Annotated in this window: 13 protein-coding genes and 1 tRNA gene; 5 read left to right on the top strand and 9 right to left on the bottom strand. The window is 47.8% G+C overall.

Features of this window, described 5'->3' with window-relative positions; translation table 11 throughout:
• Nucleotides 1-465: 465 nt before the first annotated feature.
• A complete protein-coding gene (locus RDL68_RS04520; protein WP_308540489.1) occupies nucleotides 466-1,830 on the bottom strand; it encodes a potassium transporter TrkG in 1,365 nt (454 codons plus the stop codon).
• A 226-nt stretch (nucleotides 1,831-2,056) separates the two neighbouring features.
• On the opposite strand from RDL68_RS04520, the gene infC reads away from it, so the two are divergent.
• The 3 genes from infC to rplT are packed head-to-tail and all read left to right on the top strand — an operon-like array spanning nucleotide 2,057 to nucleotide 3,156.
• Nucleotides 2,057-2,590: a translation initiation factor IF-3 gene (gene infC / locus RDL68_RS04515; protein ID WP_308540491.1), complete on the top strand. Its 534-nt coding sequence runs from the start codon at nucleotides 2,057-2,059 to the stop codon at nucleotides 2,588-2,590.
• 9 nt (nucleotides 2,591-2,599) lie between these two features.
• Nucleotides 2,600-2,797, top strand: coding sequence for a 50S ribosomal protein L35 (gene rpmI / locus RDL68_RS04510; protein WP_308540488.1), 198 nt, complete (start codon nucleotides 2,600-2,602; stop codon nucleotides 2,795-2,797).
• 14 nt (nucleotides 2,798-2,811) lie between these two features.
• Nucleotides 2,812-3,156: a 50S ribosomal protein L20 gene (rplT, locus tag RDL68_RS04505; protein WP_308540487.1), complete on the top strand. Its 345-nt coding sequence runs from the start codon at nucleotides 2,812-2,814 to the stop codon at nucleotides 3,154-3,156.
• Between the two features lie 87 nt (nucleotides 3,157-3,243).
• On the opposite strand, the gene RDL68_RS04500 is transcribed toward rplT, so the two are convergent.
• The 8 genes from RDL68_RS04500 to glsA form a co-directional block, all read right to left on the bottom strand.
• Nucleotides 3,244-4,116, bottom strand: a complete 873-nt coding sequence (locus RDL68_RS04500) for a metal ABC transporter permease (protein ID WP_308540486.1) — start codon at nucleotides 4,114-4,116, stop codon at nucleotides 3,244-3,246.
• Nucleotides 4,110-4,787, bottom strand: coding sequence for an ATP-binding cassette domain-containing protein (locus RDL68_RS04495; RefSeq protein WP_308540485.1), 678 nt, complete (start codon nucleotides 4,785-4,787; stop codon nucleotides 4,110-4,112). The genes RDL68_RS04500 and RDL68_RS04495 overlap by 7 nt, the downstream gene beginning before the upstream one ends.
• On the bottom strand, nucleotides 4,787-5,881 hold the full coding sequence (locus tag RDL68_RS04490) for a metal ABC transporter substrate-binding protein (protein WP_308540484.1): 1,095 nt from the start codon (nucleotides 5,879-5,881) through the stop codon (nucleotides 4,787-4,789). The genes RDL68_RS04495 and RDL68_RS04490 overlap by 1 nt, the downstream gene beginning before the upstream one ends.
• 165 nt (nucleotides 5,882-6,046) lie before the next feature.
• On the bottom strand, nucleotides 6,047-7,954 hold the full coding sequence (gene thrS, locus RDL68_RS04485; protein WP_308540483.1) for a threonine--tRNA ligase: 1,908 nt from the start codon (nucleotides 7,952-7,954) through the stop codon (nucleotides 6,047-6,049).
• A complete protein-coding gene (hisS, locus tag RDL68_RS04480) occupies nucleotides 7,951-9,300 on the bottom strand; it encodes a histidine--tRNA ligase (RefSeq protein ID WP_308540482.1) in 1,350 nt (449 codons plus the stop codon). The genes thrS and hisS overlap by 4 nt, the downstream gene beginning before the upstream one ends.
• Before the next feature lie 105 nt (nucleotides 9,301-9,405).
• Nucleotides 9,406-9,476, bottom strand: a tRNA-Cys gene (locus RDL68_RS04475).
• Between the two features lie 99 nt (nucleotides 9,477-9,575).
• Entirely contained in the window at nucleotides 9,576-10,991 is a 1,416-nt protein-coding gene (locus tag RDL68_RS04470; protein WP_308540481.1) for an alanine/glycine:cation symporter family protein, read from the bottom strand.
• A 26-nt stretch (nucleotides 10,992-11,017) separates the two neighbouring features.
• Nucleotides 11,018-11,944 carry a glutaminase A gene (gene glsA / locus RDL68_RS04465; RefSeq protein WP_308540480.1) on the bottom strand — a complete coding sequence of 309 codons (927 nt, stop codon included), beginning with the start codon at nucleotides 11,942-11,944 and terminating at the stop codon, nucleotides 11,018-11,020.
• Between the two features lie 183 nt (nucleotides 11,945-12,127).
• Between glsA and RDL68_RS04460 the strand changes: the two genes are divergently transcribed.
• Together RDL68_RS04460 and RDL68_RS04455 are read left to right on the top strand one after the other, a co-directional pair.
• Nucleotides 12,128-13,321 (top strand): pyridoxal phosphate-dependent aminotransferase, encoded by a 1,194-nt coding sequence (locus RDL68_RS04460; RefSeq protein WP_308540479.1) that lies wholly within the window; start codon nucleotides 12,128-12,130, stop codon nucleotides 13,319-13,321.
• Nucleotides 13,322-13,483: 162 nt separating this feature from the next.
• A partial coding sequence (locus tag RDL68_RS04455) for a solute carrier family 23 protein (protein WP_308540478.1) occupies nucleotides 13,484-14,113 on the top strand: 630 nt, incomplete at its 3' end.

Below are 14,113 nucleotides of genomic sequence, written 5' to 3'. Positions count from 1 at the left end.
TTTTTCAAGAAGAAGACGGCATACGAAGATGCTCATAGATTGAGTTTTCTGTCAGAAGGTGCGCCAATCGAATGCCTTCTTCCCGTTCGGGAAGGATGACTTTCATCGCGCCCATGCGATGCAAAATGCGCCCATGGCGCGAATCCTTTGCTTTTGCTATTACTGTGGGAATGTTCTTTTCTCGGCAAATCGTCGTTGCCATAATAGAAGATTCAAAGTCACCACTCATCGCGATGATTGCTACGTCCACATCCTTGAGTCCAATGCCATCCAACGCACCGTCCTGTGTCACATCCGCCTGCACCGCTACCGTAACCTCTTCCGCCAGCTCATTCACCACCTCCGCCGAAGCATCCACTGCCAGCACTTCCATGCCCTGCTTAGATAACTCCAACGCTAAACTGCTGCCAAAGCGGCCACAGCCAATCACGGCATACGATTTTTTCTTCTTATCCATTTTTTCTCCTATCCCACCAAGAGATGTTCCTGCGCTAAACGATTGTTTCTGTGTCGTGCTTTGGGAATAAGCGCATGAAGCAGTGTTAATGGTCCCAACTTCCCATACAACATCGTGAGCGCGACAATCATCTTTCCGCTCACGCTCAAATTAGGCGTAACATTCTGTGTCAATCCAACCGTGCCGAAAGCAGAGATGCTCTCAAACAGCAAATTGCCAAGCGGCAACGTTCGTTCCGTCATACTCAGTAAAAACAATGCTAAAGCATTCCAAAGCGTCGCCAAAGCAAACAAAACAAAGGCGCTATGTATCACGTCTTTCGCAATGGTGCGTCGAAACATCGAAACATCGCGTGAAGAGCGAAGTGCGCTTACGAGTCCTAAAAGTAGAGCGACCATGGTCGTCGTCTTTAGCCCTCCCGCAGTTCCGGCAGGAGATCCACCGATAAACATAAGAAGAATACTGCTTAAACTTCCGGCTTGCGTCATCTTTTCCTGCGCAAAGGTATAAAAACCTGCTGTTCTGGTCGTCACCGACTGAAAAAAAGCATTTAGTGCTTTTTGTGGCATAGAAAGCATACCCAGCGTTTCCGGATTATGGGCTTCCGTCAACAAAATCAGAAGTGTTCCCCCAACCAAAAGAACTGCCGTTGCGGATAAAACAATTTTTGCATGGAGGTGGAGACGTTCCCCCTTGTGCGCTCGCCAGAGATCTAAGTATACGGTATAGCCGAGACCGGAAAGAATGATCAGCAGCGAAATCGTCAATACGATTAACGGGTCGTTCTGATACGGAACAAGGCTTTCCGCCCCTAAAAGGTCAAAGCCGGCATTGCAGAATGAAGAAACGGCATGAAACACTGAAAACCAGGCTCCTTTTACCGCGCCGAATTGCGGTATAAAACGAAGGGCAAGAAAGAATGCACCGATTCCTTCTATCACAAATGTCGCAAGAAGAATGAATTTGATGAGACGAACCATGCCCGTCAATTCGTTTTGATTCTTTTCTTCCATAAGACGCTTTCGATCCATAATGGAAAAACGTTGATTGGTCAGCAATCCGAATATTGCCACAAACGTCATGATGCCCAGTCCGCCAATCTGGATAAGGGAAAGAAGAACCACTTGTCCAAACACACTCCAGTGTTGCGCAGTAACCACGGGAGAAAGTCCCGTCACGCACACCGCAGACGTCGCCGTAAAGAAAGCATCCGAAAGGGAGATGCTTTTTCCCACCTGCTGGGAAAGTGGCAGCATCAACAAAAACATCCCTATGCAGATGACCCCTATATACCCCAGCAAAAAATATAACGGCGTATTGCCTTTAAGTTTGTCTAATAGCGTTTTTTTCGGTTGTCGTAAACGATCGACCATGCACTTTCCTTTCCCGACAAGCCGAGGTTTATCCGCCTGCCGACACACGCTTCTTATTATAACGCACTCTTTGTTTTGGTGCTTGACCAAAGGGACAAGGTAATGTATACTACCTTCGGATCAAGAAGAGCTCCCACTCTCACCGACCGCCAACGGTTGTTCGGTTATTTCTGAAGACAAATTCACTGGAATTTGCGTGTAAGAGTGGGCTTTGCCCGCTTTTTTTATGTTCAACAGGAGGTGCACTATTAAGGAACTGGCAATTAACGAGCAAATCCGCGCCAAAGAAGTCCGTTTGATCGACGCCGAAGGCGAACAGTTGGGCATCATGTCTATTCAGGATGCCGACGCCAAGGCGGAAGAAGAACATCTGGATTTGGTGCTGATTTCGCCGAATGCGAATCCGCCCGTCTGTCGATTGATGGACTATGGTAAGTATCGCTACGACACGCTCAAAAAGCAAAAGGAACAGCGAAAGAATCAAAAAAACAGCGAAACCAGAGAAATCCGCATGAGCCCGCGTATTGATGATCATGATTTGGAAACAAAATCGAAAAAAATCTATGAGATTCTAGATGCCGGCGATAAAGTCAAAATCAGCGTCCGTTTTCGTGGTCGCGAATTAGGACATACCGAGCAGGGACGTGAAGTTTTAGAACGCCTGTTCGCCTTAGTGCAGGATGTTGGACAAATGGATCAAAGTCCGAAAATGGAAGGCCGCAGCATGGTCATGCTGGTAGAGCCGAAAACAGAAAGTTAAGGAGCGATCATGAAAGCAAAAATGAAAACCCATCGCGGTTCAGCCAAGCGTTTTAAGCGCACCGGATCAGGTCAATTAAAGCGCTTTTTCGCCGGAAAAAGCCACATGACCGGTAAATATACCGGTAAACGCATCCGTCATTTGCGTCAGTCGTCCGTCGTCAGCAAGAGTGATATGAAGCGCATCGACAAGATGCTGCCGCGTTAAAGGAGGCACGAACCATGGCACGTGTAAAAGGTGGCGTAAACGCCAAAAAAACACATAAAAAAGTCTTAAACCAAGCGAAAGGCTATTTCGGAGCAAAATCCAAGCTCTATCGCGTGGCAAAACAAGCCGTTATTAAATCGCTGCAGTATTCCTATATCGGACGCAAACAGCGTAAACGCCAGTTCCGTCAGTTGTGGATTGCCCGTATTAACGCGGCTTGCCGCGAAAATGGCACGAATTATTCGACCTTTATGAACGGACTGAAGAAGCAGAACATCAATATTAATCGCAAAATGCTCTCCGAAATGGCGATTCACCAACCGGAAGATTTCAAAGCGCTGCTGGATCAAGTAAAATAGTTCTTAGTGAAAAAGAACACCTCCCTGCATCGGAGAGGTGTTCTTTTTTTTGCTTTTTCTTATTTGCACAAATAGAAATAAAATAAATCAGGCGTTCTCCTCGCAAGAAAACGCTTGATCTTCTTCGAGCGATACGCTCTTTAGCGTTTCCATCTTTCCATGACCTCGCAGGTAAAGTAATTTCTGTGTCAAGAGAGCGATAAGAAATACAGAAATGCCAAAAAGAACAATAGTACCGCCCGGTTTCCAACCTAAATAGTAGGAAGCGATCAAGCCAAAGAGTACCATGACGACACCACAGAACATGGAAGAAAAGACGGCTTGCCGATAGCTTTTTGCAAAAAGAAGCGCCGTAGCAACCGGTAAAATCATGAGAGAGGAAACCATTAATGCCCCAATTGTACGCGCGGCCATCGCAATCGCAATGGCTAAGATGGCTGTAAACAAATTATCCATGCGCTGTATGGGAAGACCCGTTAAACGCGCACCGTGCGCATCTACACTCACATAAAGTAACGGATAGTACAGTGTAAAGAATAGCGCCAATACCACTATGCTGATGACGATGCTTATCCACATTTCTTCCGACCGAATGGTAACAATCGAGCCAAAGAGATACGTTTCAAATTTCATCGTCGTAGGTACCACATCTGACAATACGGAGGCAAGACCAACGCCGATGGACATGACCATCGCCGTCGCCAGATCGCCGCTCTTCGGAAAGCGGTGGCGCACAAGCTCAATCGCAAACGCACCAAGAATCGTCACGACAATAGAGCCAACTAAAGGTGAAAAACCCAACAGCAAACCGAAGCCGATACCGGCTAATGAAGAATGCGATAACGCATCGCCTATCGTTGAGGTTCTTCGATTAACCACAATCACGCCCATGAGCGGAATAATGAAGCCAAGCAAAATGCCGATAATCATGGCGCGCTGCATGAAGGCATAATTTAGCATAAAGGTACCTCCTCAAGTCGATGATGCGAAACACGTGCCAGTCGAGTCCAATGACTCTTCCCTACGTCCATTTCATGCGTAACCAAAAGAATCGTAATGCCGTGAACCTGGTTCATGTGATGTAAGGTCTGGTAAAGCTGTACCTTGCTTTCCTGATCCAGTGCCGCTGTCGGTTCATCAAAAAGCAACACGTCCGGCTGATCCACCAGCGCTTTCGCAATCAATACCCTCTGTTTTTGTCCACCGGAGAGATCATGAAAATTACGATCCGCATACGATAGCATTCCTAAATGTCGCAAAGAAGCGGAAACTTTTTCCTTCTCTTCTGCTTTTAGAAAAAAACGGGGCACAATGGATCGCGTCAAGCCAAGCGACACCATCTCCTCGCAGCTAATGGGAAAGGTCATCCCACTTGCCGAACTCATCTGTGGCACGTAGGCAATACGAGACAGTGCTCTTCTCTGTATGCCCCTTTCGCCAAAAAAGAACAGTTCCCCTGCGTCAGGAGAAAGCTCCCCCGTCAGCAGCCGGAGAAGGGTACTCTTCCCTTCTCCGTTGGCGCCGACAATACCGACAAAGTCACCGGAATGCACACAAAAGGTGACATCCTCTAAAATCAGCTCCTGTGCATATCGAAATTGCACATGTTCCAGCCGATATACTTCCTGCATTATTTTCCTCCGAACGAATCGACAATGGCTTCTAAATTCCATTGCATGAAGGTAAAGTAATTCTCCCCTTTTGCACGATCCTCCATCGATTCGGCTTCCAGCGTATAAAGTGGCGCAGTTTTGGCGCCGATCTCCATTGCGACCGTTTGCGCCTCTTTATCATCGCCATAGGCTTCGTAAAATACGGTTTTGATCGCTTCTTTCTTTGCCAAATCAATGATTTCGGCAATCTTTTTTGCATTGGGTTGTCCGTCGGCGAGCATTCCTTCCAGCCCAATCTGCTTAAGTCCATAGGCATCAAAAAGGTAGCCGAAAGCCTCGTGCGGAACAATCACGCTACGCCCACTATATGGTTTTAATTTTTCCGCATAATCGCGCTCAAGAGCTGCGAACTTTTCTTGCAAGACTTTGTAATTGGCATCGTAGGTTTCTTTGCCCTCTGGGTCAGCTGCCACAAGCGTATCATAAATATTCTTTGCCTGAACCGCCGCTGCTTTCGGATTTAGCCAATAATGCGGATCATATTCACCATGGTGATGGTCATGCTCCTCGTTTTTCTCATGATCGGCTTCGTCATGATCGTGCTCATCCCCCTCTTCGTGGTCGTCGTGCCCCACTTCCTCATGGTCATGCTCTTCTTCCCCTTTACGCAAGGCTACTCCATCGGATAAATCTACGGTTTTGACATTTCCTGTTAGAGAGGCTTGCACATCCGGAAGCCAACTTTCCAATCCGGCTCCATTCACTAGAAAAAGATCCGCTTCATTAATTTGTGTAAGCAATTGCGGTGTCGGTTCCCAGTGATGCGCATCGGCATCCCCTTCCACCAAGTCGACAACTTCAACCCGGTCTTTTCCGATTGCCTTAGTAAAATCATAGATGGCATCTGTCGAAGCTATCACGCGAAGCGCGACCGCTTTGTTTTCCTTCTTTTCTGCCAAACCCATGGAAGAAGAACCAACCTCATCGGAAACATTTTTCGGCGTATCGTCTGCGGGTGTGTTTTGGCAGGCGGATAGACTTACCAATGCGCTTAATGAAATGGCGGCTATACGCAGCGCACGGCGTTTTTTATTATCTTTATTTTGGTTCATATTTTCTCCTTCTTCAATGCCCGGTTGACAAGTCACCGGTTATTTTATAGTTGACCGTCATAAACAAACGGCCCATTCTTAGTATACAAAACGATGCAACCCCTCTTGAGGGGTTGCATCGTTTTTCTAAAGACACGTAATTTCAATGGAACGCTGTGACGCAATTTATGCACGCGTTTTGATCTGCTCCGCAATCCACGTCATAAACTCTTCCCAACGGTACAACGTCGTTTCTTTCTCGCCATGAATGCGTACGTTTACGCTATGATCCGCCATTTCTTTGTCGCCCACCACAATCTGCAAGAAGGATTTTTCGATTTGCGCATCACGGATTTTTTTGCTGAGCGTCTCTTCACGCAAATCTACGTGCACGCGAACACCAATAGATGTCAATTCTTTTGCCATCTGCTGTGCATAAGCACCATGTGCCTCAAGATTTACCGGAATGAGTTCCACCTGAATCGGTGCCAGCCACAGCGGGAAATTGCCGGCAAACTGTTCAATCAGAATACCGATGAAACGCTCAATAGAGCCGTAAATTACACGATGAATGAGAACCGGTCTATGTTTCTCGCCGTCCTTACCGATATATTCGGCATGAAAGCGCTGCGGCAATTGAAAGTCCAATTGAATGGTGGCACATTGCCAAGTACGACCCAGTACGTCTTCAATCTTGAAGTCAATCTTGGGACCATAGAAGGCTCCGTCTCCCTCGTTGATTTCATAGGGTTTTCCCATGGAATCGAGTGCGTTCATCAAGCCTGCCGTAGCAATTTCCCAATCCTCATCGGAGCCCATCGAGTCTTCAGGGCGCGTGGAAATTTCCATGCTATAACGGAATCCGAGCTTGGAATAGACTCCATCAATGAGGCGGACAATGCGTCGAATCTCATCTTCAATCATGTCCGGAGCAAGAAAGATGTGGGCATCATCTTGCGTAAAATTACGCACCCGGAAAAGACCATGAAGAGCACCCGAAAGCTCATGGCGATGGACATTGCCCAGCTCCGCATACCGTATCGGCAACTCGCGATAGGAATGCGGCTTTGCATTATACACCAGCATCGCACCTGGGCAGTTCATGGGTTTGATGGCATAATCCTCGTCATCAATCTTTGTCGTATACATATTCTCGCGATAGTGATCCCAGTGACCGGACGTTTCCCAGAGCTTTCGGTTAAGAATCGTCGGCGTGGAGATCTCTTCGTATCCCGCCTCGCGATGAATCTCGCGCCAATAGTCCAACAGCGCATTTTTCAGACGCATACCATTGGGCAGAAAGAACGGAAAACCGGGACCTTCCTCCATGAGCGCGAAAATTTCCATTTCTTTGCCAATCTTACGATGATCCCGTTTTTTTGCTTCTTCAATACGCTCAAGATGTTCGGTAAGCATAGACTGTTTTGGAAAGCTGGTACCGTAAATGCGCGTAAGCATCTTATTGTGTTCATCCCCACGCCAATATGCTCCCGCAAGGCTCGTGAGGGTAAAGGCTTTAATGACACCAAAGTCCATAAGGTGCGGTCCTGCACAAAGATCCATCCAATCGCCCTGGCGATAAAAAGAGATTTCCGCGTCTTCAGGAAGATCGCGAATCAACTCGACTTTATACGGTTCCTGCTGTTTTTCAAAATAGGCGATGGCTTCTTCTCGCGTTTTCAGAAGCCGTTCGATTTCCGGCTTTTCCTGAATAATCTTTTTCATCTCCGCTTCGATTTTCGGCAAATCTTCTTCCGTAAGAACCGTGTCGCCGAAATCGATATCGTAATAAAAGCCTTCTTTGATCGCCGGACCGATGGCGAGCTTTGCCTCAGGATACAGGCGTTTCACCGCCTCTGCCAGCACATGCGAAGTAGAATGACGGAAAGCAAGTCTACCGTAGTCGTCTTCAAACGTGCAAATGGCAAGTTGGTCGCCCTCATGCAATATAGTGCGCAGGTCTGCACCCTTTCCATTGATTTCCGCTGCGAGAGCTTTACGCGCTAATCCGGCGCTGATCACTTTTGCCGCATCATACGCGCTTGCGCCCTCCTGCAATGCAAGGGTGCTGCCATCCTTGGTCATAATTTTCATTCGTTCCCCCTTCCGCTTGCTTCGGCCATCTTGGTGATCGCTTCAGCAAGTGTCATCGTTGCTTGTTCTCCACTTTGCATATCCTTAAGGCTCACGACACCGGCTTCTCGCTCGCTCTCTCCAATAATCAGAACGTAACGCACGCCGATGGCATCCGCATAAGAGAATTTCTTTTTCATTCTTCCCGATTCGGTATACAGTTGCACGCGGATGTTCGCTTCACGCAACGCACGCACGCATTCCAAGGAGAAATCCAATTCCGCATCACTCATTGGCAACACCAGGGTTTGGATATATTCGCCTTTTTTCGGCTGAATGAGGTTCGCCTCGCGCAGCTGATAGAATAGACGTGTTACTCCTATGGAAATACCGACGCCCGGCATTTTTAACTTCGTGAAGTTGGAAGCTAAATCATCGTAGCGACCGCCGGAAGCAACAGAACCGATGGATTCATACCCTTCTATAAAGGTTTCATACACTACGCCCGTATAGTAATCCAGTCCGCGTGTGATGGATAAATCGAGGACGATGGCTTCTTTCGGCATACCGAAACCCTGCATTCCCTTCATAATGAGCTGAAGATCCGCCCAACCTTGCTTAAACTGTTCTGCGCCGGGCGCATCCGGTGCAAGCGACTGATTATAGGCTTCGAGTCGCTCTTCTGCCGAACGTTCATCTGTCAACCCGATGAAGCGGAAAATTTCTTCCTGCTGCTGTTGATTCACGCCACTCATCTCCAACAAATCGCCAACGGCATCGGCGCCAATTTTAGCGAGCTTATCGATGGCGTGAAGGACTTCCTGCGCATCGCGGATTCCGATGGAGGCAAAGAACCCATTGAGCATTCCGCGATGATTGATGTGAATGTGTACGCCGGGAATCCCCAAAGCACGGAATACTTCGTAGATCACCGCCGGACATTCAGCATCATTAACGACCGAAAGTTCATCGAGACCGATAACGTCCACATCGGCTTGATAGAATTCACGATACCGTCCTTTTTGGTTACGCTCTCCGCGATACACTTTACCGATGTGATAACGTCGAAATGGAAAGGACAGTTCAGAAGAATGCTGTGCTACATAACGCGCCAGCGGAACGGTTAAATCAAAGCGCAACGATTGATCAACCGAATTCTCGCCCTTTTCAATGTGGTAGATCTGTTTTGTTGTCTCGCCGCCACCTTTCGCAAAAAGAATCTCATTTTTTTCGATTGCCGGTGTATCCAAAGGCCAGTATCCGTAATGCTGATACGTTTTTTCGATGGCTTGCTTGACACGTTCAAACAGCACCTGCTCTTCGGGCAAAAGCTCCATAAATCCCGCCATAATACTCGGTTGAATCATTGTGACCTCCTTTTTTCGTCTTTCGCTTATTGTACAACGACCGGGAATAAAAAAACAGAGTGCTGAAACCAGCACTCTGTTTTGCCGAATTGCTTCGGCATTTTAAGGCGACACCCAGATTTGAACTGGGGGTGAAGGTGTTGCAGACCTCTGCCTTACCACTTGGCTATGTCGCCACAAAACGAATCACGTGGAAGAGATTGTATCACGCCGAAGAGCATCCTGCAAGAAAAGATTCCCCTCGTCCACAGAATGCGGACGAGGGGAGGCATTTCTTATTTCCAGAAATCCAGTTTGCTGTCGTCCAAACCAATGCTCTTGGCTTGGAATACCGGATTCTTACCCTCTTTCTTCTGTTTCTCGTAGTCTTTCAACGCAGCAATAGCCGTCTTGCTGAGGATAAAGATGGCAGGCAGGTTGATTAATGCCATAACGCCCATGAGCAAGTCGCCCAAATCCCAAGCATAGGTCGATTTCTGCGCTGCGCCGAGGAAAATGACCAAAACCGCGATAATACGATACACGATCATGAAGTTTTTGCTCGGTTTTTTGCCTTGCACGTATGCTAAGTTGTTATCAACATAGAAGAGGTTTCCGATGAGCGTCGTAAATGCGAACAACGCCAGCGAGAAAGTAATGAAGGGAGCACCGAATTTTCCAAGGAAGGTAGCAACCGCTTCTTGTACATACGGAGCACCATCGAGTGCTTCCGCCGGCTCAACGCCAGAGCTTAAGCACATGAATGCCGTAGCTGAGCAGATTAACAGCGTATCAATAAATACGGAGAGCATCTGCACCAAACCCTGCTTTACCGGATGGCTAACGCTGGCAGCCGCTGCCGCATTCGGTGCGGAACCGATACCGGCTTCATTGGAATACAAGCCGCGCTTTACGCCATACATCAGACTGGAACCGGCAATGCCGCCAAAAATGGCCTTGAAATTGAATGCGTCAGAGAAGATGCGACCAAAAACGGTAGGCATATAGCCGATGTTCTTGATAATCATGATAAGCGATACAAGAACGAAGATAATGCCCATAATCGGAACTAAGGTAGAGGTGAACTGAATGATGCGCTTACCGCCACCGAAGATGCAGTATGCGGTAATCAGTGCCAACACGCCACCGATAATCCAGGGAGTAACCTCTTTATTGTAAAAACTGTACGCGGAAAAGCTCGTCTGCAAGTTAAACGCCGCAAGCATATTGAAACCTACAGCATAGGTAGCAATCAGAGAAATGGCAAAAATCACGCCAAGCGTACGACTGTGAAGCGCCGACTCAATGTAATACGCCGGACCGCCATAACTTCCCCCATCGGGATCTTTGCGCTTATAAATCTGCGCCAACGTGGATTCAACAAAAGCGGAAGCACCGCCAATGATAGCGACAATCCACATCCAGAAAATAGCACCGTAACCGCCTAAGCATAACGCGCTGGATACGCCGACGATGTTGCCGGTGCCGACACGGGATGCGGTAGATACCATCAACGCTTGAAAAGAGGAAACCGAATCTTTGTCCGCCGGTTTTTCCTTTACCACATTGATGGCTTCTTTGAACATTCTTCCCTGCAGGAAGCCGGTCCGGATAGTGAAATACAAACCGATGCCAAGCAGCAAGATGATAAGTATTGGATAGTAGAGAACGCCGTTGATACTTCCTATAACGCCAAATAATTTATCCAGCATAGTTTTCTCCTTGTCAATTCATAAGTTCAATAAATGTGCAGGTTTAACAACGTGGAAAGCCGTTCCAGCATACGAACGCCAACATAGGAATTGCCGTGTTTATCGAGTCTCGGACTAAATACACCAATGCCATAACCCGATCGCGTCGCTGCCACGATACCGCCGCCCACACCGCTTTTTGCGGGCATACCCACTAAAAGCGCAAATTCACCGGCATAATCATATGTTCCGCATGTCGCCATGACCGTGCGCAGGATTGCCGCGTTTTCAGCGGAAAGAACCTGCTCTCCCTGCGCGTTTTTCCCATTATGCGCCAACACGCTGCCGATAACAGCCAAATCCAGCGAGTTGACCAACAGGGAACAGGCGCGAAAATAAGCGTTTAACAGGTCTTCCACGTTCTGCGTAGTGGAAATAATACCGTCATTGAGCAGCATGTAGGTCAATGCGCGGTTGGCATATGCAGAATTGCTCTCCGAAAGATAAATAGCATGACAATAATCGAGGTCCTTTCGGCCAACCACTTCGCGGGTACGTTCCCGTATCTTCTCAAAAGTATTCTCATGGTACTTTTGCATCAATAAAGAAGTGGCCACAATGGCACCGGCATTGATAAACGGATTGACGGGAATATTATGATGGCTTAATTCCAGTTCCAAAATGCTGTTGAACGGCTTTGAGGAGGGCGTTACCCCGATGAACTGGCGAACGTAATCCGGATCATACGTCTCTAACACGCAAAGATAAATAATAATTTTCGCAATACTCTGTGCCGAGAACTTATAACGATCGTCGCCGACAGAATACACGGCATTTTCAGGGCTGATAAGGGTCGCTCCCACCAACTCCGGATTCTGCTTGGCAAGCTCCGGAATATAGTCTGCCACCTTTCCCTGATCGGTATACTCCCGACCGTAATGATACGCTTCCAGTAGTGCGCCTTGGATATCCATTTCTATACCTCCTTTCTAAAACAGATTTGGTGAAGCAGAGCACTTTTTTTCGTTGTCACTCTAAAAATGAGTATACAATAAACGTTTTCAGTTGAAAAGAAGAGATGCACGCAAAGAAAAATTCGTATATCATTACAGAGAGATGAATCGTTTTTCAAAACGGTCAAAAAACAGGAGGTAGCCATGAACATTGCAAAGCGCGTTAAGGAATTACCGGTATCCCCTACTCGACGTTACTTAGGCATGGCAAAAGCAGCAGAAGAACGTGGCGTAAAGGTTATTCGCCTGAGCATTGGGCAACCGGATTTGCCCACCCCACGAGAATATTTTGAAGCGCTAAAGCAGATTCCGGAAGGCACCGTGCGCTATCCCAATGCAACGGGAATCGAGGAAATGCGTAAAGCGCAGCAGGCGTACTATGCCCGATATGGGATTCAATACGCCGCAGACGATATTTTCGTCACCGGTGGCGCTATGGAAGGGATCCGGTTTGCGATAACCGCTACCTGTAATCCTGACGATGCCATGCTGCTCATCGAGCCGTTTTATACCAACTATCAAATGATAACGCATCTTTTCGGCGTACATGTTCGTGCCGTCACCGCGCGTGCAGAGGATAATTATACGATTCCGGACGAATCCGCATTTGAAGCGCAGTACGACAAAAGCGTGCGTGCGATTTTGCTTTCTAACCCCTGTAATCCTAACGGTCGCGTCTATCGACGCGAAGAACTGGAAACCATCGTTCACTTTGCCAAGAAACACGACCTGGTTGTCATTTCAGATGAAGTCTATCGCGAATTTAACTTTACGCCTCACCCATTCATCTCCCTATATGAATTTGAAGAGATTCGCGACCAGCTTATTCTGTTGGACAGTGCCTCTAAAAAATATGCTGCCTGTGGCACACGTATCGGTACGGCGGCGACTTATAATACCGAATTAAAACAGGCTTTTGCTAAACTCTGTCAGATGAATCTCGGTGTTTCCGCCTCCGAACAGAGTGCTGTCGCCGCGCTTAGCCGCATTGATGAACGCTACCATGAAGGAGTACGCGAAATCTATCGCGTGCGCCGTGAAGCCATGCTTGAGGTTTTCCGTGAGATGCCTGAAATCCGCTATTCCGAGCCGGAAGGCGCCTTTTATTCGCTGGTGAAATTGCCGGTAGACAATGCGGAAAAGTTTATTCAATGGTTGCTCAACGATTTCTCCGTGGACGGAGAAACCGTCTTGGTTACGCCTGCCGCGGACTTCTACTATACACCGGGACTCGGTGACGATGAAATCCGCATCTCCTATTGCGTAGAAAAAGACGACTTGGTGCGCGCACTCCGCATCATTCAAAAGGGCTTAGCCGTTTATCCGGGGCGAAAATAACATCGTCACTGATCAACGAAAATAAACTCTCATCATCGTTCTGCAGAGAAAAAAGAGGTAACGCTCATCTTGCAGCAGAAAAAAAGGTCTGCTATAATGCTTACAATTTTGGGCTAAGGAACGCTCGGGGCAACCCGGGCGTTCGTACAGAATGGAGAGAGTATGGAACACACGATACATACGGATGAAACGAAATCCAAAAACGTAATGCCCGGAGAAATTGCCATTTGGGATATTCGCACCATGGCGCTGCCTACTCGGCTTTTGCTGGGACTGCAACACTTGTTCGCTATGTTTGGAGCGACGATTCTCGTCCCCTTGCTTACCGGACTCGATATTTCCACCACATTATTAATGGCCGGACTCGGTACCCTTCTGTTTCATTTCATCACAAAGGGACGTGTTCCGGCTTTTCTTGGCTCTTCTTTCGCCTTTCTGGGCGGTTATGCCGCAGTCGCTCCCCTCGTGAATGGACAACCGAATACGGCAATGCTCCCCTATGCCGGAGGTGGTGTTTTTGCTGCAGGACTGGTCTACGTCGTTCTTGCGTTCTTCATCTATCGCTTCGGCGTGGAACGGGTAATGCGCTTCTTCCCACCTGTCGTGACCGGTCCGATTATCATTTCCATCGGACTGACATTGGCGCCATCCGCTATCGGTAACGCATCCACCGACTGGTCTCTGGCCATTATCGCTATTGCCACCATTATCTTTTTCAACATTTGGGGCAAGGGGATGCTTCGTATCATTCCTCTTATTCTTGCGGTTCTCGTATGCCGCCTTCTTCTTGAA

This window comes from uncultured Murdochiella sp., assembly GCF_902488755.1.
GTDB lineage: Bacteria > Bacillota > Clostridia > Tissierellales > Peptoniphilaceae > Murdochiella.
The sequence above is the reverse complement of the archived record's forward strand: the minus strand, read 5'-3'. Positions and strand labels throughout refer to the sequence as shown.